Source organism: Leeuwenhoekiella sp. CH_XMU1409-2, from assembly GCF_037029365.1.
GTDB lineage: Bacteria > Bacteroidota > Bacteroidia > Flavobacteriales > Flavobacteriaceae > Leeuwenhoekiella > Leeuwenhoekiella blandensis.
Genome location: NZ_JAYMEI010000001.1, coordinates 268,098 through 294,062, shown reverse-complemented (window position 1 = coordinate 294,062; position 25,965 = coordinate 268,098). Strand labels below are relative to the sequence as shown.

Annotated in this window: 26 protein-coding genes and 1 pseudogene; 10 read left to right on the top strand and 17 right to left on the bottom strand. The window is 39.8% G+C overall.

Features of this window, described 5'->3' with window-relative positions:
* Positions 1-27: 27 nt before the first annotated feature.
* A complete protein-coding gene (locus WA338_RS01220) occupies positions 28-495 on the bottom strand; it encodes a DUF4199 domain-containing protein (RefSeq protein ID WP_009778561.1) in 468 nt (155 codons plus the stop codon).
* Positions 496-705: 210 nt separating this feature from the next.
* On the opposite strand from WA338_RS01220, the gene WA338_RS01215 reads away from it, so the two are divergent.
* A complete protein-coding gene (locus WA338_RS01215; RefSeq protein WP_336091726.1) occupies positions 706-2,025 on the top strand; it encodes a M16 family metallopeptidase in 1,320 nt (439 codons plus the stop codon).
* 51 nt (positions 2,026-2,076) lie between these two features.
* A complete protein-coding gene (locus WA338_RS01210) occupies positions 2,077-4,146 on the top strand; it encodes an insulinase family protein (RefSeq protein ID WP_336091725.1) in 2,070 nt (689 codons plus the stop codon).
* A 72-nt stretch (positions 4,147-4,218) separates the two neighbouring features.
* On the opposite strand, the gene WA338_RS01205 is transcribed toward WA338_RS01210, so the two are convergent.
* The 5 genes from WA338_RS01205 to mutY all read right to left on the bottom strand — a co-directional run bounded on the left by WA338_RS01205 (position 4,219) and on the right by mutY (position 8,774).
* Entirely contained in the window at positions 4,219-5,112 is an 894-nt protein-coding gene (locus WA338_RS01205) for a DMT family transporter (RefSeq protein ID WP_272987072.1), read from the bottom strand.
* A 59-nt stretch (positions 5,113-5,171) separates the two neighbouring features.
* A complete protein-coding gene (gene gldD, locus WA338_RS01200) occupies positions 5,172-5,738 on the bottom strand; it encodes a gliding motility lipoprotein GldD (RefSeq protein WP_050759307.1) in 567 nt (188 codons plus the stop codon).
* A gap of 16 nt (positions 5,739-5,754) precedes the next feature.
* Positions 5,755-7,083 carry a gliding motility-associated protein GldE gene (locus tag WA338_RS01195; RefSeq protein ID WP_009778555.1) on the bottom strand — a complete coding sequence of 443 codons (1,329 nt, stop codon included), beginning with the start codon at positions 7,081-7,083 and terminating at the stop codon, positions 5,755-5,757.
* A gap of 27 nt (positions 7,084-7,110) precedes the next feature.
* Positions 7,111-7,584, bottom strand: coding sequence for a single-stranded DNA-binding protein (locus WA338_RS01190; RefSeq protein ID WP_009778554.1), 474 nt, complete (start codon positions 7,582-7,584; stop codon positions 7,111-7,113).
* A gap of 104 nt (positions 7,585-7,688) precedes the next feature.
* Positions 7,689-8,774, bottom strand: a complete 1,086-nt coding sequence (gene mutY / locus WA338_RS01185; protein ID WP_009778553.1) for an A/G-specific adenine glycosylase — start codon at positions 8,772-8,774, stop codon at positions 7,689-7,691.
* Positions 8,775-8,901: 127 nt separating this feature from the next.
* Between mutY and WA338_RS01180 the strand changes: the two genes are divergently transcribed.
* From WA338_RS01180 to WA338_RS01170, 3 genes and pseudogenes are all read left to right on the top strand, one after another.
* Positions 8,902-9,198 (top strand): HU family DNA-binding protein, encoded by a 297-nt coding sequence (locus WA338_RS01180; protein WP_009778552.1) that lies wholly within the window; start codon positions 8,902-8,904, stop codon positions 9,196-9,198.
* Positions 9,199-9,504: 306 nt separating this feature from the next.
* Positions 9,505-11,041 (top strand): annotated as a pseudogene (locus WA338_RS01175) (Rne/Rng family ribonuclease).
* Between the two features lie 159 nt (positions 11,042-11,200).
* Positions 11,201-11,680, top strand: coding sequence for a regulatory protein RecX (locus tag WA338_RS01170; protein ID WP_009778550.1), 480 nt, complete (start codon positions 11,201-11,203; stop codon positions 11,678-11,680).
* On the opposite strand, the gene WA338_RS01165 is transcribed toward WA338_RS01170, so the two are convergent.
* The 3 genes from WA338_RS01165 to WA338_RS01155 form a co-directional block, all read right to left on the bottom strand.
* Positions 11,677-12,543: a cupin-like domain-containing protein gene (locus tag WA338_RS01165; protein ID WP_009778549.1), complete on the bottom strand. Its 867-nt coding sequence runs from the start codon at positions 12,541-12,543 to the stop codon at positions 11,677-11,679. The two genes, WA338_RS01170 and WA338_RS01165, sit on opposite strands and share 4 nt — an antisense overlap.
* Positions 12,544-12,561: 18 nt before the next feature.
* Positions 12,562-13,650, bottom strand: coding sequence for a biotin synthase BioB (gene bioB / locus WA338_RS01160; protein WP_040532466.1), 1,089 nt, complete (start codon positions 13,648-13,650; stop codon positions 12,562-12,564).
* 103 nt (positions 13,651-13,753) lie between these two features.
* Positions 13,754-15,019 carry a beta-ketoacyl synthase N-terminal-like domain-containing protein gene (locus WA338_RS01155; RefSeq protein ID WP_009778547.1) on the bottom strand — a complete coding sequence of 422 codons (1,266 nt, stop codon included), beginning with the start codon at positions 15,017-15,019 and terminating at the stop codon, positions 13,754-13,756.
* Between the two features lie 71 nt (positions 15,020-15,090).
* On the opposite strand from WA338_RS01155, the gene WA338_RS01150 reads away from it, so the two are divergent.
* Entirely contained in the window at positions 15,091-15,534 is a 444-nt protein-coding gene (locus tag WA338_RS01150; RefSeq protein WP_009778546.1) for a cytochrome c oxidase assembly factor Coa1 family protein, read from the top strand.
* Positions 15,535-15,537: 3 nt separating this feature from the next.
* Here the strand turns inward: WA338_RS01150 and WA338_RS01145 are convergent, their stop codons facing one another.
* From WA338_RS01145 to WA338_RS01125, 5 genes are all read right to left on the bottom strand, one after another.
* Positions 15,538-16,230: a hypothetical protein gene (locus WA338_RS01145; protein WP_154648882.1), complete on the bottom strand. Its 693-nt coding sequence runs from the start codon at positions 16,228-16,230 to the stop codon at positions 15,538-15,540.
* An 87-nt stretch (positions 16,231-16,317) separates the two neighbouring features.
* Positions 16,318-16,797 carry a hypothetical protein gene (locus WA338_RS01140; protein WP_009778544.1) on the bottom strand — a complete coding sequence of 160 codons (480 nt, stop codon included), beginning with the start codon at positions 16,795-16,797 and terminating at the stop codon, positions 16,318-16,320.
* A 67-nt stretch (positions 16,798-16,864) separates the two neighbouring features.
* Positions 16,865-18,130, bottom strand: a complete 1,266-nt coding sequence (bioA, locus tag WA338_RS01135) for an adenosylmethionine--8-amino-7-oxononanoate transaminase (protein WP_009778543.1) — start codon at positions 18,128-18,130, stop codon at positions 16,865-16,867.
* 29 nt (positions 18,131-18,159) lie between these two features.
* On the bottom strand, positions 18,160-18,780 hold the full coding sequence (gene bioD, locus WA338_RS01130) for a dethiobiotin synthase (RefSeq protein ID WP_272987080.1): 621 nt from the start codon (positions 18,778-18,780) through the stop codon (positions 18,160-18,162).
* A gap of 41 nt (positions 18,781-18,821) precedes the next feature.
* Complete coding sequence (locus WA338_RS01125) at positions 18,822-19,985, bottom strand: aminotransferase class I/II-fold pyridoxal phosphate-dependent enzyme (protein ID WP_272987082.1); 1,164 nt, start codon at positions 19,983-19,985, stop codon at positions 18,822-18,824.
* Between the two features lie 146 nt (positions 19,986-20,131).
* Between WA338_RS01125 and WA338_RS01120 the strand changes: the two genes are divergently transcribed.
* The 4 genes from WA338_RS01120 to WA338_RS01105 are packed head-to-tail and all read left to right on the top strand — an operon-like array spanning position 20,132 to position 23,271.
* Positions 20,132-20,647 (top strand): DUF2975 domain-containing protein, encoded by a 516-nt coding sequence (locus tag WA338_RS01120; protein WP_272987084.1) that lies wholly within the window; start codon positions 20,132-20,134, stop codon positions 20,645-20,647.
* A gap of 10 nt (positions 20,648-20,657) precedes the next feature.
* Entirely contained in the window at positions 20,658-21,239 is a 582-nt protein-coding gene (locus WA338_RS01115; RefSeq protein WP_272987086.1) for a DUF2975 domain-containing protein, read from the top strand.
* A gap of 3 nt (positions 21,240-21,242) precedes the next feature.
* Positions 21,243-21,449, top strand: coding sequence for a helix-turn-helix domain-containing protein (locus tag WA338_RS01110; protein ID WP_272987089.1), 207 nt, complete (start codon positions 21,243-21,245; stop codon positions 21,447-21,449).
* A gap of 49 nt (positions 21,450-21,498) precedes the next feature.
* Entirely contained in the window at positions 21,499-23,271 is a 1,773-nt protein-coding gene (locus WA338_RS01105) for a M61 family metallopeptidase (RefSeq protein WP_272987091.1), read from the top strand.
* A 4-nt stretch (positions 23,272-23,275) separates the two neighbouring features.
* Here the strand turns inward: WA338_RS01105 and WA338_RS01100 are convergent, their stop codons facing one another.
* The 3 genes from WA338_RS01100 to atpD all read right to left on the bottom strand — a co-directional run bounded on the left by WA338_RS01100 (position 23,276) and on the right by atpD (position 25,771).
* Entirely contained in the window at positions 23,276-23,806 is a 531-nt protein-coding gene (locus WA338_RS01100; protein WP_272987093.1) for a hypothetical protein, read from the bottom strand.
* Positions 23,807-23,894: 88 nt separating this feature from the next.
* Positions 23,895-24,173 carry a F0F1 ATP synthase subunit epsilon gene (locus WA338_RS01095; RefSeq protein WP_009778533.1) on the bottom strand — a complete coding sequence of 93 codons (279 nt, stop codon included), beginning with the start codon at positions 24,171-24,173 and terminating at the stop codon, positions 23,895-23,897.
* Positions 24,174-24,262: 89 nt separating this feature from the next.
* Positions 24,263-25,771: a F0F1 ATP synthase subunit beta gene (gene atpD / locus WA338_RS01090; RefSeq protein ID WP_009778532.1), complete on the bottom strand. Its 1,509-nt coding sequence runs from the start codon at positions 25,769-25,771 to the stop codon at positions 24,263-24,265.
* Positions 25,772-25,965 lie beyond the last annotated feature (194 nt).

The window sequence follows — 25,965 nt, the reverse complement described above, 5'->3', positions numbered from 1 at the left end:
CTTACAATACAAATGTATAATGTAATTTTAAGCCTGTGAAGTTTTAGGCTTCTTCTTTAAATTCCAGCTTGGTTTAAATAATTGCATAAAACTGAGGGTGAGTACGGTACTTGTCGCAAAACCCATAATAGCGACTACAAAGATAACACTACCCAGACTTGTATTATAGGTAGTTTCCCAGGCGGTGATCATATTGCTTAGAAATTCCGGATTGATATTTCCTGCATACAGACCAAAAAAGGCCGTGAAAATAATAGTTGCGACAAAGCCGGTCACTACGCCCACAGAAAAACCATCTCCGTATTCAAAATCTTTGCCTTTACTTAGCTTATAAAACTTGATGGCTTCATAAATCCCAAAACCGGTAATTACCCCGTTAAATAGACTAAACAATGGGTTTGTATGTAGCCCAAATAAGGCTAAAACAAGAAAATAGGCGATCAAACCAGCTGATATGGCGATGCCAAAACGTATAGGAAGTGCGATTTTAAGCATAACTTTATTTTTTTGATTCCTTATAAATTTCACTATTAAATCACTCAATATCAGCTAACATCTTGTTAAATTTAGTGAAGTCACCTTAAATTTTGTTTAATTAACCTCTAAAACAATTAAACATAATCATTAATGTTAAAGTTGAGGCAGCGTGTAACAAAGGCATTCTTTAACTTACGTATAACCGAAACAAAATAAATACTCTTTTTCATGAAAAAAACGTTTTTTTCACTGGCTTCAATTCTTGCAATGAGCCTTACTATTCAGGCGCAAGAGGTAGAATTTGAAGAATATGATCTTGACAACGGGCTACATGTTATCCTACATCAAGACAATACTGCACCTGTGGTTACAACCTCTGTTATGTATCACGTGGGTGGTAAAGATCGCGAAGATGGCCGTACCGGCTTTGCACACTTCTTTGAGCATTTGCTCTTTGAAGGGACTGAAAATATTGAAAACGGAAAATGGTTTGAGATCGTAAGTTCAAACGGCGGAACCAATAATGCCAATACTTCTCAAGACCGTACGTATTATTATGAGGTATTCCCTTCAAATAATCTGGAATTAGGATTATGGATGGAATCTGAACGCATGCTGCACCCAATCATTAAACAAGATGGGGTCGACACGCAAAATGAGGTGGTAAAAGAAGAACGTCGTCTTCGCTACGACAACTCTCCATACGGGCAATTCTTGTTTGCCATCAGCGAACAGCTTTTCAAGAATCACCCATACAAAGATCCTAACGTAGGCTACATGGAAGATCTTGATGCGGCTTCACTTCAGGAATTTCAAGACTATTTCAAAAAATATTACAAGCCTAACAATGCAGTGCTTGTAGTTGCCGGTGATATTGAAGTTGATGAAACTAAAAAAATGATCGAAGATTATTTTGGGCCTATTCCTAGCGGACCAGAGCTTGAGCGTAGTTATCCTACCGAAACGCCTATTACAGAAGCTACGCGCACCCAATTTTATGATTCAAATATTCAGGTTCCTGCGATTCTTACTGCATATCGCACACCGGGCTACGGCGATCGCGATGCTTATGTTTTAAATATGATCTCTTCATACTTAAGCGACGGAAAAAGCTCTAAGCTTTATAAGAAAATGGTTGACGATGAGAAGAAAGCCCTGCAGATCGGAGCGATCAATCTCGAGCAAGAAGATTATGGCATGTACATCATTTTTGGTCTTCCGCTAGGCGAAACCAGTTTAGACACCCTTCTTGAAGGTATGGAAGAAGAAATTGCAAAACTGCGTAAGGAACTTATTTCTGAATCTGATTATGAAAAACTACAGAATAAGGCTGAAACCAATTTTGTGAATTCAAATTCAAGTGTTTCTGGTATTGCAAATACTTTAGCACGCAACTACATGCTTTATGATGACACAAACCTGATCAATTCTGAAATCGAAATCTATCGTTCTATCACACGGGAAGAAATTAAGGAAGTAGCAAACAAATACCTAAAGCCTAACCAACGCGTAGAAGTAGAATATCTTCCTAAAAAAGAAGAGCAATAATCGAAAGCTCTACCGCTTAATCTTCAGAAACGAAAATAAAATATAATTTAGATGAAAAATATATTCTTTAGCTTACTATTTATCTGCAGCCTTGGTGCTGTTGCACAAATAGACCGAAGCACACAACCAAAACCGGGACCTGCACCTGAGATCAATCTTAGCGAACCGGAAACCTTCACGTTAAAAAACGGACTCAAAGTTATTGTTGTAGAAAACCACAAATTACCACGCGTATCCTACACACTAACGCTTGACAATCCACCTATTGCAGAAGGAGAAAAAACAGGAGCTGCAGCCTTATCAGGCGCTTTGCTAGGAAAAGGTTCTGCCAACATCAGCAAAGATGATTTTAATGAGGAAGTAGATTATATGGGAGCTCGTATGAATTTTGGTTCTCAATATGCTTCCGCAGGCGGACTTTCACAATATGCAGAACGCATTCTTGAACTTCTTGCAGACGCTGCTATTCACCCAAATTTCACACAAGAAGAATTTGAAAAAGAGCAAGAGATCCTTATTGAAAGTTTAAAAACCAATGAAAAAAGTGTAGAAGCTGCTGCTGGTAAAGTGAGCCGTGCCTTACTTTATGGTAAAGACCATCCTAAAGGGGAGTTTGAAACTCAAGAGAGTATTGAAGGTATTACTCTTGCTGACGCTAAGGCTTTTTACAACAAGGCATTTATCCCAAATAACGCTTATCTCGTTGTGGTAGGAGATGTTGACTATAAAGACATTAAAGACTGGGTAACTACCTATTTTAAAGATTGGAAAAAAGGAGCTGCATTAAGCAACGATTTCTCGAATCCAGAAAATGTTGCAACTACCGAAATCAATTTTGTTGATATGCCTAATGCAGTACAATCTCAGGTAATTGTTGAGAATCTTGTTGATCTTAAAATGAGTGATCCAGATTACTTTCCGGCATTGATGGCCAATCAGATTCTGGGTGGCGGTGGAGAAGGCCGCTTATTCTTAAACCTTAGAGAAGATAAAGGCTATACCTATGGCGCTTATTCCAGTATAAATAATGACAAATACGGCAAGACTTCTTTTAGCGCTTCAGCAAGTGTGCGAAATATGGTGACAGACAGCTCTGTAGTTGCGTTCCTAGAAGAGATTGACAAGATTCGTCAAGAACCCGTTACTGAAAAGGATCTTAAAAATACAAAAGCTAAATATATAGGTAGTTTTGTGCGCTCTTTAGAGCAGCCAAGTACTATCGCACGTTTTGCGCTTAACAAAGAAACCGAAGGTCTTCCTGAAGATTTCTATCAGAATTATTTAAGCAAGATCAACGCCGTTACTATTGAAGACGTACAGCGTGTTGCTAAAAAGTATTTTTTAAGTGATAATGCCCGCATCGTGATCGCAGGAAAAGGCAGTGAGGTTCTAGAAAACTTAGAAAAGGTAAGCTTTAACGGAAAAACCATTCCGGTAAAATATTATGACAAAAATGCCAACAATGTAGCAAAGCCTTCTTATGAAGTAGCAATGCCAGAAGGCCTTACAGCTACAGACGTTTTCAACAGTTATATTGAAGCCGTTGGTGGTCAAGAGGCTGTTGCCGGTATCAATTCTATAATGATGTTGGGAGAAGGAAGCGTGCAAGGAACACCGCTTAAACTTACCATCAAAAAGACGAGCAATAACCAGTATTTAGAGGAAATCTCTGTCATGGGTAATGTAATGTCTAAACAAGTACTTAACGGGGATTCTGGTTCAGTTTCTAAACAAGGACAAACAATGAACCTGCCAGCAGAGCAAATAAAAGCCCTTAAAAAAGAAGCTGCTATCATTCCTGAAATGGCAATGCTAGGCGATGAAACGATCACATTAAAAGGCGTTGAAAAAGTAGATGGTAAAGATGCTTACGTAATTCAATTGACAGATGCTAAGAAAGCATTTTATGCTACTGAAAGCGGCTTAAAACTGAAGGAAGAAACAACACAACAAATGCAAGGACAAACCTTTGTACAAACTATGCTTTTTGACGATTATAAGTCTGTAGGCGGTGTGTTATTCCCTCACAAACTTTCACAATCGATGGGACCTCAAAACATCGAATTTACTTTTACCGAGATTAAAGTTAATGAAGGTGTGAGTGACGCTGACTTTCAGTAAAAAGTAGGTTTTTGCCAAATAGGTAAGGGGTTTAAACCCTTCGGTGGAACTAATAAATCAAGAAAGACCAACTTAACTGTTGGTCTTTTTTTGTTTTCTATTGGCATTCACCAGATAAACACCGGTTAAAATAACGCCGGCTCCTAGGAGATGGATCAACGTGAAACGCTCACCATCAAGCAATCCCCAAAAAATGCCCACTATCGGAATTAAATAGGTTACTGAAGTTGAGAACACAGCAGAAGAGATTTGAACCAATTTATTGAATAGAATTTTAGCCAATGCAGTACCGAAAAATGCCAAAATCACAATATACAGCAATGAACTTCTAATCGCAGGTTCTGCAACATCGAGCTGCATTCCACCGGCGAAATAAAGCACGATTACCGCAGGAATAAGCATAACACTAAAATTTCCTACTGCAATAGCCAGCGAAGAAACCTCTTGAAGTTTTGACTTCAAGATATTGGCATTACCCGCATAACATAAGGCCGCAATAACCACCAAACCTGCAAAAACGTAGTTTTGATCAGGATTCACTTCTGCTCCTTGAAAGATAAGAATGGCCGCACCCAGTAATCCCAGAATCACACCTACCACCTGATTGCGTGTAAAGGCTATCTTAAACAGCAAAAAGCCAAGAAAAATAGTGAATAACGGCACTAAAGAATTTAAGATCGATGCAATACTGCTGTCGATTTGCGTTTCGGCATAAGCGAATAAAAACACCGGTAAAAAAGTACCCAGCAGCGCACTTAACGCCACCCAACCCCATTGTGTCTTTGTAATTCTAAACAGTGATCTAAAACCAATAAGAAAAAGAAAAATTGTTGTAAAAATGATGCGAAATGCTCCAAGCTGTAAAGGGGTAAGACCCACCAAACCTTTTTTGATCAAGATGTACGAGGTACCCCAGATCAAGGAAAGAATGAAAAGATATAGCCACTTTTTATTAGATGCCTGCATAGCTCTATTTTGAGGCTGCAAAATTGAGATTTAAAAGTCAGAATAGCATCGTGAAGCTATTATTTCTTCCAGCGGAGGGACTCCATTAAATGCCTAATGTCGTTTTTAAGATAAGCCGCCGCAGGTAGAATACTGTCGTAATTGGGAGTTACATTAAAATAAATAGAGCCTGTGATGAAATGCGAAGTACTATCAGTCACATAAAACTGAGACTGAGAAGCCGCGTTACCCGCCACATCGTAAAACATACCGTAGACGCCGTGATACTCATTTACATACTTTTCTTCGGCAATATTATCGGCTTTTACAACGTGCTCATAGGTGAGTTTTTGCGCGTCAATGAGCAATTCTTTAATATTATTTTCTACCGGCCTGTAGGTAAGATATAATGCCCCATTCATCTCAGGATATTCAAGCACTGCAGAGCAATCGCTTTTATAACGCACAACTGCTTTGGTGTTTTTCATAAATCCGTAGGGACAATCGGCACTTCCATAATCTATATACTTTGGCTCGCTATAATTGAGCGCCAAAAAACCATCTGGTTTAGGCAACACATCCTCTTTGCACGAGAATAAACTCACGCACAAAAAAGTGGTAAAAAAATAAATACTGAATTGCTTCAAGAGACTGTATTTACAGCTAATCGATATCTTTAATCGTAAGCTTAATTTGTTTGATACGCTTTTGATCGATTACTTCAATAGTAAACGCATAATGTTCAAAATTTAGTATCTCATTCTTCCGCGGAAAACCTTTAGAAATTTCTAGTAAAAAACCGGCTAGCGTTTCAGCCTCTCCTTTGTTATCTTCAAAAGCAGTATTGTCTTCTAACTTGATAACTTTATAGAAATCCTTCAGTGAAGTTTTACCTTCAAATATATAGTTATTATCATCAAGTTTTGAGAAGATAATATCTTCGTCGTCAAACTCATCGCTGATGTCTCCCACGATTTCTTCGATAATATCTTCCATAGAGATCAATCCGCTTGTTCCGCCATATTCATCAACAACGATCGCGAGGTGATTACGCTTGTCTTTAAATTCATTAAGCAAGTCGTCAAGCTTTTTGTTTTCGGGAACAAAGTAGGGATCGCGCAACAGGCTCGTCCACGCAAAGTCTTCTTTGTCAATATGCGGAAGCAAATCTTTTACGTAAAGAATCCCGGCAATATTGTCAATGTTTTCAGTAAAAACAGGGATACGCGAATACCCATTTTCTATTATCAACGGAATCACTTCCTGATAGGTCAATTCTTCATTAAGCGCAAAAATATCCATACGCGGTTTCATCACTTGCTTGGTATCGGTATTACCAAAACTCACGATACCTTTAAGAATTTTTTGCTCTTCGATCGAGGTATCTTCTTCACTGGTAAGCTCAAGCGCTTGCCCCAGATGATCTATGCTAATGTTAGCTTTTTGCTTACCAAATCGGTCTTGCAAAAACAAAGTAACTGCGCGCATAGGAACGCTCAACGGGGAGATCAAAGTATCTAAAACCACCATCGGGTAAGCCATTTGACCAGAGAACTGCACCTTATTTCTGCTTGCATAAACCTTAGGCAAAATCTCGCCAAACATCAAGATCAAAAAAGTAACCGCGACAACTTCAACTAGAAAGCGAAGGTTAATGATCCAGAATTGATACTGCTCAAGACCGGCAAAGAGGGTTTCACCGAGGCTGGCAAAAATGAGGACGATCGCAATGTTTATAAAATTATTTGCCACAAGAATAGTCGCAAGTAATTTTTTGGGCTTCTCAAGAAGACGCACCACCAGGTTTTGTTTTCTGGTTTGCTTCTCTACATCAAGTTCAAGATCAGCTGGAGTAAGTGCAAAAAAAGCCACTTCTGTACCACTGATCAATGCCGAGCAAATAAGTAAAATAAGAACCGCAATGATCTCTACAACCGTGGTCATAGAAAAACCTTGCTGAATAATTAATAAACTTGGGGGGTCAGGATCCAATGCAATTAATTTGTTTAGTCGGTATAATTAAAATGGTAAATCGTCTTCATCATCATCGTCATAGCCGGGAGCTACCGGAGAAGGTGATGGTTTTGGTGTACTTGCCGGAGCGGTACTCTGTGCAGGTTGCGCACCTCCTGACTGTGTGGTCATTCCGCTTGCATCTTTAGGCGTTAAGAACGTGAAGTCTGTGCATTGAATTTCTGTACTGTAACGTTCAGTACCAGATTCATCTTGCCATTTTCTGGTTTTGATTCTTCCTTCTACATAAACCTTATCACCCTTTTTCAGGTATTTCTCACAGATTTCTGCACCTTTATTACGCACAACTACATTGTGCCATTCGGTATTACTTACGCGCTCACCGGTGGTACGGTTGGTATACGTCTCATTTGTCGCAAGCGGAAAACGACCTATCGCCCCGCCACCTTCAAAATAGTGCATCTTTACATCATCACCCGTGTGCCCTATGAGCATTACTTTATTTAGCGTACCAGACATATTCTCTAAGTTTTAGAGGTCAAAAGTAACTAAAATTAAGGAGTTGCTCAACTAAAATGGCGTTAACACCTCACAATAAATACGGGTCAAAATTCTTGATTTTATTATAAAAAGTCTTTAAAATCAAAGTCTTCCATAAAGCGATCGATTACCCGGGGCACTGCAAAATCACCTAAACGCTCATAGGCGATCGTCTGCAAACCAGGCGCTTCACTAAGCTTTACCACCCAGAACTTTACGTGTAGTTTTTGATGCGACAACTTATGAATAATAGGGTCTCGTTGTTGAAGTATCACCTCTTCTACCGGCAAATCGCTAAAACGTATACTTTTTTCTTTTGTGGTGATCTTTAAGGAATTTACGCTTTCGCGGAAGCGCGCTTCCGGCAAATCCTTTTCCGTCTCCAAAAGCGGAAAATCAAAAAGTCCACGCCATATCCCTTTACCTTCCCGCTGCTGAAGCATGGTTTGACCATCTGGCGTTATAAAGATCAAATAGTTAAAAAACCGATCTCTCACTTTGATCTTTCCTTTCTTGACGGGCAGATCGGAAATTTTTCCTTGCTGAAAAGCAATACACCCTTCATTGAACGGGCAATGCAAACAATACGGATTCTTAGGCTTACATTGTGTCGCACCAAATTCCATAATCGCCTGATTGAACGTGGCGGGATCCTTCTCATCTATTAATTCCTGTGCCAAAGCTTTAAATTCTTTAGCGCCAGGTGTACTATTAATAGGAGTGTCTATTCCGAAAATTCGGGAGAGCACGCGATATACATTGCCATCAACAACAGCAGCCGCCTCGTCAAAACAAATAGAAGCAATAGCACTAGCCGTATAATCACCCACTCCTTTAAGCTTCTTTAATTCTTTATACGTATCAGGGAAAATGCCTTTGTGTTCATAAGCCACTTTTTTTGCTGTAGCGTGCAGGTTTCTAGCGCGTGAATAATAACCTAAGCCCTGCCATAATTTAAGGACGTCATCTTCGGGAGCATCAGCCAATGCTTTTACATCAGGATAGGTCTCTACAAAGCTAAAATAGTAGGGCATTCCCTGCTCTACTCGCGTTTGTTGAAGTATGATTTCAGACAGCCAAATTCTATAAGGGTCCTTAGTTTGCCTCCAGGGCAATTCGCGCTTATTCTGTAAATACCAGTGTATGAGTTTTTTAGAAAAGTTTAACACAAAAAATACCTTTTGGTCAAATTAACCGTTTATCTAGTTATATTTTAATCTTTTACGCTTGAAATATTGATTTATTAATATGTATATTTGCACCCTTGAAAATTTTTAACCCCTAAAATAACAAGTAATGACAAAAGCAGATATTGTTGCCAAAATTTCTGAGAAACTAGGAATCGAGAAAAACGATGTACAAGCAACTGTTGAGACCTTCATGACTGAAGTTAAAAATTCATTAGAAGGTGGTGACAATGTTTACCTGAGAGGTTTTGGAAGTTTTATCATTAAAACTCGTGCTGAGAAAACCGGCCGTAACATTTCTAAGAACACTACAATCAAGATACCAGCACATAACATCCCTGCATTCAAACCTGCAAAGGTATTTGTAGAAGGCGTTAAGTCTAACGTATCTGTAGACGAAAACTAACTATTAATTTTAAATTGAGTTCTTATGCCAAGTGGTAAGAAAAGAAAAAGACACAAGGTAGCGACGCACAAGCGTAAAAAACGTCGTCGTGCTAACCGTCACAAAAAGAAAAAGTAGTCTAGCACTACTTTTTCTTTTATTATACATCTCGTATAATACTGTTCATTGACATCTGGAGATAATTTTCTGAAGCTATTTTAGAAAACAAATATCTCCTATCGTAAACACAAAATCCTGTGAAAAATAATGTTTAATCTTTTGCAGCAATCCGTTGTGGATGATGCTGTGGATATAATTTAATGAAGCGTGAATAATGAATTAATAATTCGATCCAGTTCCACTTCAGTTGATTTTGCCCTTTTAAAAGATGGTAAACTAATAGAATTACATAAGGATGAGGAAGACAACCAGTTTAGTGTAGGTGATATTTTTATCGCCAAAATACGCAAAACGGTTTCTGGTCTTAATGCCGCATTTGTCAATGTTGGCTACGAGAAAGATGCATTTTTGCACTATCACGATTTAGGACCTCAGCTTCCCACTCTTTTGAAATTTGTAAAACGTGTAAGCACAGGTAAACTCAAGGATTTTTCCTTAAAAAACTTTCCTGCAGAAAAAGACATTGACAAAAACGGAAAAATAGCGGATGCTGTTAAATCTAACCAGTCAATTCTTGTTCAAGTAGTAAAAGAACCCATCTCAACTAAAGGCCCCAGAATAAGCAGTGAGCTTTCTATCGCCGGGAGATATGTGGTTCTCGTTCCTTTTTCTGACCGAATTTCTATTTCTCAAAAAATAGAGTCCCGCGAAGAAAAAGCAAGACTTAAACGTCTGATGCAAAGCATACGGCCAAAAGGTTTTGGCGTAATTGTGCGCACAGTCGCTGAAGGAAAAATGGTTGCAGAGTTAGACAAAGATCTACAAAACTTGGTGGACCGCTGGACCGCCATGTGTAAAAAATTACACAATGCTCATTTACCCAGTAAAGTTTTAGGCGAGATGAACAGAGCCTCTTCTATGTTAAGAGACCTCTTTAATGACTCGTTTACAAACATCTGCGTAGATGATGAAACATTGTACTACCAAATCAAAGATTACTTGCAAGAGATTGCACCTAACAAAGAAAGTATCGTAAAACTCTATCAAAACACTGTGCCTATTTATGAAAAACATGGCATAGAGCGTCAAATAAAAACTTCGTTTGGCAAAACCGTTTCTATGAGTAGAGGCGCTTATCTGGTAATAGAACATACCGAAGCCCTTCACGTAATAGATGTAAATAGCGGTAATCGTTCAAGCAAAGCAAAAAGTCAGGAAGACACTGCTTTAGAAGTGAATTTGATCGCTGCCACCGAAATCGCAAGACAGCTACGTCTGCGTGATATGGGTGGGATCATTGTTGTAGATTTTATCGATATGGGCAAAGCCGAAAATCGCAAAAAACTGTTTAATCACTTGCGTGATGAAATGAGCGACGATCGTGCCAAGCATAAAATTTTACCGCCTAGTAAATTTGGTCTTATACAAATCACACGTCAACGTGTGCGTCCCGAGATGAATATAAAAACTCGCGAAAAAGACCCTAACGGAGACGGTGAGATCGAAGCGCCTATTAGTGTTGTAAATCGCATACAAGCAGATTTGATCAAACTATTCAAAAAAGACTATAAAAAGATCACGTTACACACGCATCCGTTTATAGCAGCCTTCTTGACAAAAGGCTTCCCTTCAGTACGTTCTAAATGGTTTTTAGAACACAAAAAAATGGGTTAAGATAATGCCCAGAGATGCTTACACGTATCTCGAGTACCGTTTTACAAAAGACGGGAAAGAAATTAGATAAACTGAAACAACCCTCATCGTGCAAACGGTGGGGGTTTTTTATTGGACCCTTATTACTCTAATAAGCATTGCTCCTGAAGAAGAGCGGTTGAAACCTTTTAATCCGTCCGGTATGTATTGGCGTAAAAAGACCTTAAATTTGAATTCTCAACTTTGAATTTTGAATCAACAACCCACAAAAACCTATACTGTAGAAGAAGCCAAGCGCAAGCTTGAGGCCTATTGCGCCTACCAAGATCGCTGTCATAAAGAGGTGCGCGAAAAATTGATTCAAATGCGAATGATCCCCGATGCTGTAGACGCGATCATGTACCACTTACTCCAGCATAAATTTCTAGATGAAGAACGCTTTGCGCGCAGTTTTGCTCGCGGAAAATTTCGCCATAAAAAATGGGGAAAAAACCGCATCAAACAAGAATTGAAGCAACGCGAAATAGGCACCTATCTCATCAACAAAGCTTTTACCGAAATCCCCGAAGAAGAATACCGAAATACGTTTGACGCACTGGCTCAAAAGCGTTTTGACCAACTCACCGAAAAAGACAAATACAAAAAGCGTAAAAAATTAGCCGACTACTTAATGTACCGCGGCTGGCCGGGAGATTGGGTTTATGAAAAGGCTAAAGCGTTGATTCCTTAAACCGCCAACCCGTGTTTTTTATGGGTTTCTGCAATAGCACGCTCGTTTTTCTCATCAATCCAGGCTTGTCCTTTACGGCGACGCATCAAGTTATCAAAATGACGCATGATAAAAACGTTATACACGGCTTGTAAGAGGTGTTTAGGCTTTCTAGGCAATGCACGCAAGCTCATGCTAAATCCGGGCGTTACATACTTCATATAATGCCAATAGCCTTCGGGCATATATAAAGTTTCCCCGTGTTTCAGATCACACACTAAACCTTCAGCTTTTTTAAGCACAGGGAATTTCTCATAATCCGGATGGTCAAAATCAATATCCTCTCTTGTTATCAAAGAATGTGGCACTTTATACAGGTTTTCTGTTTGATCTGGCGGAAATAAAATACAGCGTTTTTTTCCGTGGAAATGAAAGTGTAAAATATTTGCCCAGTCGATATCGTGGTGCATAAATACTTTAGAGTTCTCACCCCCAAAAAACACCATCGGGATCTGCTTGATCAACCGCAATCCTATTTTCGGAAACTTAAAATCCTTCTTAAGTGAAGGCACTTCCTTCATAATATTATACAAGAAAATACGATAGTTGGTAGGTTCGCGCTTTAGCAAATCGATATAATCGGCCATTTTCATTTTAGCATGCGCCTGGTTAAAACCATCTTCGTGCGTTACCGGGCGGTCATCATAGAGCGGCACTTCTTTATCGCCGGCGATCTCTTTTATATAATCTAAACTCCACTTGTCATAGGCCGGCCAATCTCCTATGAGATTCTCTATAACCACCGGCTTTTGTGGCTTGAGGTAGTTTTTTACAAACTCCGCTTTGGTAATGCTTTTTACCCTATGTATTTCGGTAAGTTTCAAGTATGCTCTAAAATTTAATTAAGCTTTAGCCTTTGCCTTTGCTTCTTCATTACGCGGAATGGTATGCCCTGGTCGTGACCATTTTGGTTTTTCGCCTTTAGGCAAATGTTGAGAATCTGCTGCTTCAACAGTTTCCGGTTGTGCTTTTTTCACAAAAGGTGCTTGTGGATTTAATCCTAACAGCTTGAACATTTCCATATCCTCATTCACATCAGGGTTAGGTGTGGTAAGCAATTTATCACCGGCAAAAATCGAATTTGCTCCGGCAAAGAAACACATGGCCTGCCCTTCTCTACTCATCTGTGTACGTCCTGCACTTAGTCGCACTTGAGTTTGCGGCATTACAATACGGGTAGTGGCAACCATACGCACCATTTCCCAAATAGAAATAGGTTCTATATCTTCCATCGGAGTTCCTTCAACTGCTACAAGCGCATTGATAGGCACACTCTCGGGCTGCGGATCTAAAGTAGCCAGCGCCACCAGCATTCCTGCACGGTCTTCTACTTTTTCTCCCATTCCTATGATTCCACCGCTACATACCGTAACATTGGTCTTACGTACATTGCCTATAGTATCTAAGCGATCCTGAAAGGCACGAGTAGAGATCACATCTTTATAATAATCTTCAGAAGTATCTAAGTTATGATTGTATGCATATAAACCAGCCTCTGCCAGACGCTGCGCCTGATTTTCGGTGATCATCCCTAGCGTACAGCATACTTCCATATCCAGTTTATTAATGGTACGCACCATTTCTAAAACCTGATCAAACTCTTCACCGTCTTTTACATTTCTCCAGGCAGCTCCCATACAAACACGTGAGCTTCCGGCTGCTTTGGCGCGCAAAGCCTGCGCTTTAACCTGCTGCACTCCCATAAGATCATTCCCTTCGATATCTGTATGATAGCGCGCTGCCTGAGGGCAGTACCCACAGTCTTCGGGACATCCACCTGTTTTTATTGAAAGTAGGGTTGAAACCTGTACCGTATTGGGATCGTGAAACTCACGATGTACAGTGGCAGCTTCATAAAGCAATTCCATCAAGGGTTTATTATAAATCTCTAGAATTTCTTCGCGGGTCCAATTGTGTCTCATGTAAATCATTTTTATACTTAAAAACCCAAATCTTCAAAATCAGAATTTATGAAGTTTAAGTTCTGGAAGCGGTTTCAAAAATACTAAATATGTTGTTTATAACTAGGGCAAACTATGCCTTGCTTATTAAAATACTCACAGCGTTACCGCCAAAACCAACTGCATTCACCAGGATATTTTTTATGTTTTGAGGTGACTCTTGAGCCGAAATAAAAGGAACTTCCTCATATTCGTTATGTTGCAGCATGCGCATCGCCGTTTCAAAACTTAGCAAACCACTCGCTCCAAAGGTGTGACCAATCTTCCACTTATTGGTTGTTAATAACGGAAGACGTTCTCCAAATATTTTTTTGATAGCCAGATATTCGGTTTTATCACCGGCAATCGTACCCGGCGCGTGCATCACAATTGCATCTACTTTCTTGGTCATTTCTGCAAAGGTCAAAATCTGACCGTCTTGATCAGTTCCAAAAGCAGCTTCAATCGCCATACGCATCGACTTTTGAAAGCATAATCCTTCCGCAGAAATGGATACCGCGTGTTTGAGCTTTTCAGTCGCATAACCTACTCCGGTGATATACGCCAATGCATTTTCATTTCGCCCCTTTTCAAGACAAACTGCAGCAGCACCTTCGCCCAAAACCATTGTATTTTCAGTTTTATCAAGATTTGAAGCCAAACACGGGAACTGCGCATCTGCTGAAGCTCTTGAGTACGTTTTTATGGCTTTCATCTGTGCGATGGTGAACGGCGTCAATGCCGCCTCACTACCTCCTACTAAAAATTTATCGCACATCCCGGCTTGCAACCAGGCTACGCCGTTGAGCATCGCATGCAAAGCCGTTGAGCAGGTAATGGAATGCGAAATGTCAGGACCGTTATTTTGTAAATCCTGCGCAACCCAAGAAGAAAGATTTCCTAATGTTGTTGTTGGAGAAGCTAATGGTTCGCTTTTATGATGCTGAAGGAAATGCTCAAAATACTGCTCAAAAAGCTGCGTTGCACCGCGAGACGAACCCATGTTGATCCCAAAATCACTTCCTTGTTGCCAACCGGCTTGTTGCGTCGCCAATCTTGAGACATACATCGCATACAATACTGAAGCATCCAAAGCCTGGTAATTTCGGTTTTCTGTGCGAATGGCTTCAACCTTAGTTTTGAGTGCTGACGGAAGTTTGCCTACCCAAGCCTCAAGTTGGCCGTCGTAGGACAGGGCGTGTTTTCCAAGCTGGTTTTCAGTGGTATCTGCTGCAGAAATTGCAGCCATTCCGGTAATTGCGATCACATGCTTCACATCTTCAATCTTTATCTGCACCGCAGATATTATTCTATTACTGTTTCCTAAAAGGAAGACAGAAATCCATTTAATCTGCTGCAAAAATAAGGCATCAAATATCGAGAATGATCAAAAACGCTTAGTTTAGTAACATCAATCAAAAAGAACTTAAAATGAACGAACTCGTAACGGAAGAACGCAGCTGGTGGTCAAGAAATTGGAAATGGGTCGTGCCCGTAGGCGGTTGTTTCACCTTTATCATTATAGGTGTTTTGGCTCTTGGAGGTGCCATTTTTGGATTTGTGAAAAGTGTTCAAAATGACAGTGGCGGCAATGATGCTCTGGAAATTGCAAAAAGCAACCCGCAAGTAATAGAAGTCCTCGGCGAACCCATAACCAAAGACGGAATGGGCAGTTACTCGGTAAACTACAAAAACGGACACAAAACCAGCGAAGCGACCATTCCTATTGAAGGGCCTAACGGCACCGCTACCTTACACGTAAAAACCTCAGGAAGTGATGATGCGTTGATCTACGAGATCTTCGAGGTTCAAGTTGATAAAACCGGAGAACTTATCAATTTAAACCAAAACCAGTTGGATCAGGGGGATTATTAGAAGTTATTTTAAATAACCTCCAACTTCATTAAAATCAACAGGCTTCATCTTTAATTCTATTTTACGATCTTCTACAAGGCGAATACGCTTCATAGCAGTAAATAGTTGCTCGCCATCCAGAAAAAAACCTAATACTTTAAATTGCTTGCCTTGAGGTAGTAAAATTTTTTTACTCTCATCCGCGTACACATTCAAAACCGTATTGTTTGATTCGTCAATGATATATAATAATGTAAGTTGATCGCCATTACTGATCTGCAGTTCAAGACGTTCTTCGATATCGGGATAAAATCTATCTACATTGATCCAACCTAGTTTAGCTAATTGAATGCTTTTATACAAAACTGATTCAAATTTATATTTTTGGCTAATTCCTAAACTGCCAGAATTAGCAATAAGGTCACAAGGAGATTCAGAAGCTATAAAATCTATTGGATTTCTAATTGAGAACATTACTGAATCAAGTCTCACTTTCTCAATTACAATTTTATCAATATTTTTTTTAGAAAGAACTTCTTCATCAATTACGCCAAAGTCATCGGAATAATCAATATATCTATAACGCACCAAGGTATCATTTGAGAAATATAAAGAATCACCTTTTGGCGAATCAATATCATTCTTTAATGTTTTCAATTCACGGAATGTTCGCAATCCTAAATTCTCAACCATTTTAACTGCCTTATAAGTATCCACCCGATAACGCCTTGTTAATTCACAATCTAGAACCACGGTGTCAGTTACTAAAAAGCTTTGGTATCGTTTTTCTTCAAAATCAATATCCTACAACTGCCAGTTCATCACACTTTCATCATTTCTTAAACCTGAAAAAAGTTGCATCGGTTCATCAACTAATTTTGGAAATTGAACCTCCAGACTTTTACCATCACGCAGCCTAAGCTGAGCACCAGACTCATCAAAAAATTGAATATTATAAGCGCCTCCAGATATGAGCCATTCATCACCAGAACGGGTCTGTGCATTGTGTCTTACTAAAGCTTCTTTAGTTGTTAATTCGGTAAGCTCCAATCTAATTTCACCAATAGCAGAACGCTCATTTTCATGAACCAAATCACCCGAATTTACCACTATTCTAGTACCATACTTGCCTATAATTTCAGAAACGGAATCTGAAGAAACAGTAAAATTCTGCGTCTCATCCCCCAATTCACTGAGCAGACTGGTGAGTTCGATTGCTTTCTGATCGTTTTGACAGGAATAAATGCTTAGGATGAAGATACTTAAGAGTAGAAGTTTTTTCATAAATGAGATTTAGACTAATTGCCAATCACGATTTATGCCATAAAAAAGTCAATCTGTACCTTTTACATTAGAAGCTGTCTAAAACCTTTTTAATAGCCGCGTAAACTTTCTGCATTTGCTCTTGAGTAGTCACAAAAGGCGCCAAAATATAAATAGTTGATCCCAGCGGTCGCAAATACACACCTTCTGCCATACAGCGCTCATAAATTTGATAACGCAAGTTTCCGTAGCGCTCCATCGGCACATCAAGCTCTAGGGCAAAAATGGTTCCCTGTTGTCGCGTTGAATGCACTTTGAGATGCTCTACAATCTCTGAAGCAAAAGCAGCGTGCCAGCTTTGAATCTGTTTTATATTCTGCTGAATTTCTTCAGACTGAAGCAAGTCGAGCGCAGCGATCGCAGTAGCACAAGCAATAGGATTTGCCGAATAGGTATGCGCGTGAAACAAGCCTTTGCCTATATCATCATCATAAAACGCATCAAAAATAGCCTGTGTACACGTGGTGACGCCCATAGGCACCAAACCGGCTGTCAGCGCTTTTGAAAGACAAATGACATCTGGCTTCACTTCAATAAAATCTGAAGCGAAAAAGCTTCCGGTTTTGCCAAACCCGGTCATCACCTCATCAGCGATCAAAATAATACCAAGTTCTTTACATTTCTGTAAAATTGGCTCCAGATGCGCTGCCTGATACATTTTCATCCCTGCTGCACCTTGTACTAATGGTTCGTAGATAAATCCTGCAAGCGGAGTTTCTGCGTGAAATGCTTCAATAGCTTTTATGAGTTCTTCCTGATTAGCTGCGGTAGGCAGCGGAATGCGTTTTACATCAATGAAAAACTCCTCAAACGGACCATTATACACCGACAAACCACTCACAGACATCGCTCCAAACGTATCTCCGTGAAAACCTTCTTCAAAAGCCAGAAGCGTTTTGCGGGTTTGACCTTTATTGTGATGATATTGCAAGGCCATTTTGATCCCGATTTCGGTAGAGGTAGAACCGTTATCGTTAAACATCAACTTCTGCTGATTATCAGGCAAAATGGCCATCAATTTTTCAGAGAGTTCTATCGCCGGCTCGTGGGTAAATCCGCTGAAAATGATTTGATCCAACTGCTGCATTTGACGATGCACCCGCTCGACGATATAATCATTACAATGCCCATACATTGCCGTATACCAGGAAGAAACAGCATCTACATAGGTTTTACCTTCCTCATCAAACAACAATGCGCCCTTTGCTTTCACAATAGGTTTTGCTTCAGGATGCAGTTTATGCTGCGTTAAAGGATGCCAAATATGTTGTTTATCGCGTTCTGTTAGATTCAAAATTCTAGGGTTTTATTAGAAACTTCTGCTTACTGCAAACTAGCTTTCAAAAGCTCTGCATATTCTTTGACCACCATTTTATCAAAATAAGGTTCTTCATCTATTCGACCTAAAATGGCTACACCACTCATTTTTGCAATGACCGATTCGGTTGTGGGATGTTCTTCACCGCTAAACAGGATTCCGTGAATAGTTTTACCGGCTTGTTTCAGTTTATCAATCGTAAGCAACGTATGGTTGATGCTTCCCAGATAATGTCTGGAAACCACAATCACTTTATCTTCCGGCTGAATCAAATCGAGAATCGTTTCGGTTTCACTAATCGGCACAAGCAATCCACCGGCTCCTTCGATAACCAAATTATTTTCGGTTTCCGGTCTTTTGATTTCTGAAGCTTTTATGGAAACGCCATCGATCTCTGCCGCCGCGTGCGGACTCATAGGCGTACGCATCTTAAAGGCGTTATCGTGGAAAACGGTTTTGTCATTCCCAACAAATTCTTTGACTTTATGCGTATCCGAATAGTCTAAATCGCCTGCCTGAATGGGTTTCCAATAATCGGCCTCCAAAGCTTCGGTTACAATTGCAGAGGCTACTGTTTTTCCAACTTCGGTAGAAATTCCTGTGATAAAGAACGTTTGTTTTTCCATAGTGCTGCAAAGGTACTGCGGCGAACTTTATCTACAGAAAATCATTCTAAAGATTTTACCAGAAGCGAAAGCACAGTTTGTATTTCGCTTTGCGAATTGTAGCTGTGTAAACAAATTCGTAAGCGCTCCTGACCTGCCGGAACTGTAGGCGAAAGAATGGCCTTGACATCAAAACCTGCATCTAATAATGCTGCTGAAATTTGCTTTACGCGCGCGTTACCCGGAAGAATTGCACAGTGTATCGCCGAATCACTCTTGATAAAAAACTCCTCAAGCTGTTGCTTTTTGAGCTCTTTCTGGAAATATTGAATGTTTTCGCGCATCTTTTTGAAAGCGGAATTTGGCTTTTTTGCATCAGACGCCGCGTGTTGATAGGAAGCCAAAATAGTCGCCACACTATGTGGTGGCAATGCAGTGGTGTAAATTAAGCTGCGGGCAAAATTAACGAGATAGCTTTTTAAGATTTCAAAACCTAAAATCGCTGCGCCGTGACACCCCATCGCCTTACCAAAAGTTACGAGTCGGCTAACACGATTCCCCAACCCGAGGTCATCGATGATCCCTGTACCAAAAACTCCAATGGCGTGTGCCTCATCAATAAAAACTTGAGCTGAAAATTGCTCGCAGAGGTCTACCAACTTTAAAAGATCAGGACTGTCCCCGTCCATTGAAAAAACCGATTCGGTGACTACGTAGATTTGACAATCACCGACTTTGTCTAAGCTTCTCGACTGCGCTCGAAGTGACAGTTTTGATTCTAAATCTTCTAGATCGTTGTGCTTGAATTTATAGGCTTTTGCGTGACTCATTTGGATGCCATCACGAATGCTGGCGTGAATAAATTCATCATACAAGATCACATCACCGCGCTGTGGTACAGATCCAAAAAAACCCACATTAGCATCATAACCCGAGTTAAAAATGAGCGCTGCTTCTACCTGATGTGTTTTAGCAATAAAACGTTCGGTCAGCTCATACAATTTATGATTTCCCGAAAGTAAGCGTGATCCTGCAGCACCGTTCAACTCCAGATCTTGCTCTTTTAAAATTTCGCTTGCGCGATAAAAAATAGCCGAATTTTTAGAAAATCCCAGATAATCATTAGATGAAAAATCAACCAGTTCAGCATCGGGTACTTTCAGTTGGCGCAAGGCATTTGCTTCACGACGTTGATTGAGTTTATCCTGTAATTTTTTGGGCAGCATTGGGCAAAGATACAGTTTGAGAGAAACAAAAAATGAAGGAAAACTATCTAAGGGCAAGCCTCGGAAGTATTAACCCTTTGGCGGCGCCAATAAAATTATTGTTTTTCAATAATTATCTTATATTTGTTATCGAAAAACAATAATAAATGAAACTGAATTCTATTTTTAAAGGGCTCATCGACCTGGCGTTTTACCTGATGGTACCCGTTGTGGTGTTCTTCCCGGGTACCATTTTGTACATTCTTATGTTTCCGCAGCAGAGCATTGTTAAAGTGAACATACCCTATACCGAGCAAGGTTTTGGAAGCGGCGCACTACTTTTCACAATTTGCTTCTTCATACTTTTCCTGTTGTTTTTTGCCGGTTTCTTTCAACTGAGAAAATTCGCAAGTCAACTTCTAAAAAAGAAGCCATTCTCATCAGAAGTTATTAAAAGCACAAAGAAAGTCGGTCAATTTTTTACAGCTGCCGGACTGGGCTCGTTCGTTTTTGTAGGAATAAATGCGCTATTAACGAATGAAGGAAAGATCAGCATCACATTTGGCATCTCCAACTTCAGCATGCTTTTATTTCTGCTTATCGTAGGCGTATTATTTTTATTGCTTAGTGATGCTTTTGCAAGGGCATTAAAGCTGAAAGAAGAAAATGATTTAACTGTTTAAAACGCTCATTATGAAGAAAAATACACTCCTATCTATAGCCAGCTTAGCCTGTAAATTGATAAATGCAATAATTCTTATCACAATAATTACAGCAACAGCACTATTCATACATTTTCAATTAGACAAATCGGCTTACCAAAATTGGGATTTTATAGACCAAAAAAGCGGCAGCTCCATCATCTCACTTGAATCAAAAATAGATTATTCAAAGAATTCAGAAACTGTAAGCCCACAAAAGCCAAACTTTATAAATTTTTCAACATTATCACTTTATTTCAATTATATAAAATTCACTGTGAGCGCATCATTGATTTTTATGTCAATACGGTTGTTTGGAAAAGTTATAGCTTCCGTAAAAAACCGAAAAACTTTTGAAAACATTAATGCTTTCGCTTTCAAAAGAATAGGAATTTATTGTTTTATTATAGGTATAATCTCGTCCTACGACTATTATGATTTTGAAACTCAATACAAGCTGACCAGAATTAGCTTGAATTTGACTTTCTATATAATAGCTCTAATTGCATTCGTGCTTAGCGAAATCTTCAAAGAAGGTAATAAATTGAAGTTGGAAAGCGATCTTACCATTTAGACTATGCCCATCATCATTAACTTAGATCAGGTATTGGCTGATAGAAATATGAAGAGCAAAGAGCTGGCAGAAATCGTTGGCATAACCGAAGCCAATCTTTCCATCTTAAAATCAGGGAAAGCTAAGGCGGTTCGCTTTACCACACTAGAAGCAATTTGCAAAGCGTTGGATTGCCAGCCCGGTGATATTTTGGCCTATACTGAGGATTAGTTTTGCCGCAGTTTGAGTACTTTTAAAGCTTATTCTTAATTTCCTTTAAATGAAACTCTGGATTGCATTCCTTTTTCTAAGCCTTTCACTACAGGCGCAAACCAATTCTTACACTATTTCTTTTGACAATGCCGTGCACCACGAAGCTATCGTCAAAGCCACATTTCCGGAAGTGAAATCAAAAACACTGCGTGTACAAATGAGCAGATCTTCTCCTGGTCGCTATGCCATTCACGAGTTTGCCAAGAATGTGTACGGTTTTAAAGCGACAAACGGAGCGGGTGAACCTCTAGAAGTTAAACGCGACGATCCCTATAGCTGGATCATCACCAATACAGACGGCACGATCAACGTAGAATATATTCTTTTTGCTAATCGCGGTGGCGGGACGTACTCTCAAGTAGATCTTACTCACGCGCACCTGAATATACCAGCAACATTTATGTATGCAGAAACTTTGCAGGAACGCCCTATCGAGATCACATTTGATGCTCGAAAAGACTTGAATTGGAAAGTTGCCACTCAATTAAAACACAAAGAAGACAATACCTTTTCTGCTCCCAACCTGTATTATTTTATGGACAGCCCTACAGAAATAAGCGATTATCAAGAGCGCGAATTTCAAGTAGACGGGCAGACCGTTAAGTTTGTACTTCACGATCCTAATCCTGATAGTGATTTTGATACTTATTGGGAAAGAATACAAGCGATTGTGCTTCAAGAAAAAGCGGTTTTTGGCGAATTACCAACCTATGATTTTGGTGAGTACACCTTTCTTGCGTGTTACGCGCCCAACGTTTCGGGCGACGGAATGGAACACCGCAACAGCACCATTCTTACCGATACTGAAACCTTAGCTGAAGGTGGCATGGAGTGGAATATCGGAACTGTATCTCATGAATTTTTCCACAGCTGGAATGTAGAGCGCATACGGCCAGCAGACCTTGAGCCTTTTCAATTTGATCAGGCCAATATGAGTAACTCGCTTTGGTTTGCTGAAGGCTTTACCAGCTATTACACCAATTTGATTCTAGAACGCGCAGGAGTTATTAGCGCAGAAGATTATGTAAAAGGATTGAACGGCACTTTTAATTATGTTTGGAACTCGCCTGCTTTGCAGTATTTCAATCCGATAGAGATGAGCAATCAAGCGCCTTTTGTAGATGCAGCGACTTCGGTCGACCCGGTGAACCGTGAGAATATGTTTATCTCCTACTATTCTTACGGAAGCGTTTTAGGCCTGGCTTTAGATCTGAGCTTACGTGAAAAGGATTTGAATCTGGACGATTTTATGCAATTGATGTGGAAACGTTTCGGTAAAACCGAAGTAGCCTACACCGTTGAAAATATCGAAGCAACACTAGCAGATTATGCAGGTGCTGAATTTGCTCAGGATTTCTTCGGAAAATACATCTACAAAAGTAACATGCCTGATTACAAAAACCTTTTTGAGCAGGTAGGTCTACAACTGAATCGCGCTACAGCAAAGCCTTACTTTGGAGCTTCATTTAGTGAAACCAGCAACGGACTAGAAATCTCGAGAAATACGTTTAAAGGCAGTCCGGCTTATCAAGCTGACTTAGATAAAGGCGACCTTATCACAAGCATAGATGGGATTGCGATGACTTCAAACGACGCATTTAAAGAATTGCTTAGCAATAAGAATATTGATGACGTGCTTCAGGTTACCTTTGAGCGCTTTGGTGAAGAACATAAAACCAAAGTCAGACTTACCGCTGATCCAACTTTTACGATAGCTATTGACAACAATGCTAAGAAAGAGGCTGTAAAAGCTCGCGAAGCCTGGTTAGCAAAGAAATAATAGATTAGTCAAGGTAGTGCCCATTTTTGGGATCTGAAGCATTCCAGACGCTTAAAGAAAGGGTTCTAGCCAAGTATTTTGCTTCGGCTAGAGCATCTTCTTCCTTGTGAAATTTTTCAAATTTTAAGTGTCTAGAATTGGTAAACCAAATATTCACCTCGTAAACATTCTTTGAATTTTTAAAAATTCCAACCATTTTCAAGCCTTCGTAGCTTGACCAATTTCCCCAGTAAAATGGACCTATGTAGTATTCTTCTTTGTATTTATGGGTTGTTGTATTAAAAAGGATTCGCTTTCGCTTTGCTAAATAAAAACCTAAACCTATGGAAAGGATTAGAAAAACCAACACTGATTTAAGGTCTTTTCCCCAACTTACAAAATCGCTTTCCTTGCTTAAATCATATACGGTTTGAAAGGTGATAAAATAGATGAGGAAAATCAAAAAGCAGGCAAAGGTGAATAATAAGGCTGCAAAAACCCTAACGAGCAAGGATCGGTTCATTTGATTCAAAACCAGTGTATGTGCAGACTTCATAGATGCTAAAGTACGTTAAGCAGTGTCAATAAAAAAAGCGCTTAATTCAGTAGAATTAAGCGCTTTTCTATTCTTAAATTATTTCAGCTTAATCTGCCAAAACAATTACTTTATTATCATTCATTTCAACCGTTCCCGATTTGATAGCGAGTACAAACTCACCAGCTTCTTTACCGGCAGTGAAATGCTTTTTTGCCTTATCTGAAAGCGTAGCTCCTTTAACTTTCACAACACCTTCTTCTAAAAGAGAAACGATAGCTGCGTGATTGTCTAACAACTGAAACGCTCCGTCAGTTCCCGGTAAAATAACCGAAGTAGCTTCTCCGCTATATAAGGTTGCTTCAGGGCTTACTATTTCTAAATGCATAAAATTTTCATTTATCTTTTCCGCGTAGGCGGAAAACTATTCAAATCAATACGATAAGATTTCCACCTTCGTGGAAATGAAATCAATTTTTACGCTTCCGCAAGCATTTTCTCTCCAGCTTCGATCGCTTCTTCAATAGTACCCTTAAGGTTGAAGGCAGCTTCTGGAAGGTGGTCTAACTCACCATCCATAATCATGTTGAAACCTTTGATAGTCTCTTTAATATCAACCAATACCCCAGGGATACCCGTAAACTGCTCTGCTACGTGGAATGGCTGCGATAAGAAACGCTGTACACGACGAGCACGGCTTACTGCAAGCTTATCTTCTTCAGAAAGTTCTTCCATACCAAGAATCGCGATAATATCCTGAAGTTCTTTATAGCGCTGTAAAAGCTCTTTTACGTTTTGAGCACAGTTATAATGATCTGCACCTAGAATTTCTTTAGTTAAGATTCGAGAAGTAGAATCTAGCGGGTCAACCGCAGGATAAATACCAAGCTCAGCAATCTTACGAGAAAGTACAGTTGTTGCATCAAGGTGGGCAAAGGTTGTAGCCGGTGCCGGGTCAGTAAGGTCATCCGCAGGAACGTAAACCGCCTGTACAGATGTAATAGAACCTTTTTTAGTTGAAGTAATACGCTCTTGCATCGCACCCATTTCGGTTGCTAATGTAGGCTGATAACCTACCGCAGATGGCATACGACCTAAAAGTGCCGATACCTCTGAACCTGCTTGCGTAAAACGGAAAATGTTATCAACGAAGAAAAGAACGTCTTTACCTTGACCGTCTCCTGCTCCATCACGGAAATATTCAGCGATGGTAAGACCAGAAAGCGCTACACGAGCACGTGCTCCTGGTGGTTCGTTCATCTGACCGAATACGAAAGTTGCTTTAGACTCCTTCATTGCAGCCTTGTCAACTTTAGTAAGATCCCAACCGCCTTCTTCCATAGAGTGCATAAAGTCTTCACCGTATTTAATAATACCAGACTCAAGCATCTCACGAAGTAAATCGTTACCCTCACGCGTACGCTCACCTACTCCGGCAAATACAGAAAGACCACCGTGACCTTTTGCAATATTGTTAATCAACTCTTGAATCAATACGGTTTTACCAACACCTGCACCACCGAAAAGACCAATTTTACCTCCTTTTGCGTAAGGCTCAATCAAGTCGATTACTTTAATACCTGTGAATAAAACTTCAGTTGAAGTTGATAAATCTTCAAATTTTGGTGCTTCGCGGTGAATTGGAAGACCATCTTTTCCTGCTTTAGGAAGATCTCCGATACCATCGATAGCATCACCAATCACATTAAATAAACGCCCGTATACATCATCACCAATAGGCATTTGAATAGGAGCACCGGTAGCAACTACCTCAGCACCTCTGCTCAAACCATCAGCAGAATCCATCGCGATTGTTCTTACAGTGTTTTCACCAACGTGAGACTGCACTTCAAGTACTAAAAGGCTTCCGTCTGCTTTAGTAATTTCTAGCGAATCATAAATTTTAGGAAGATCTGCATTGTTTGCAAATTCAACATCTACAACAGGGCCGATAATTTGGGCAACTTTACCTGTAACTTTTGACATTCTTAACTATTTAATGTTTAGCAAAATATGTAGCCGAAAAAATCAATTCAAACCTAATTATCCCCGATTTTTTTCGTCGTGCAAAGATAGTTTTTAATATTTAAAAACCTAAAAGACTTTTATTGAATTTCTTTAGCGTTAACAAAAGTATAATGAGAAGTGATAACGCACAGGAATACAGCCAACTAAAAAGA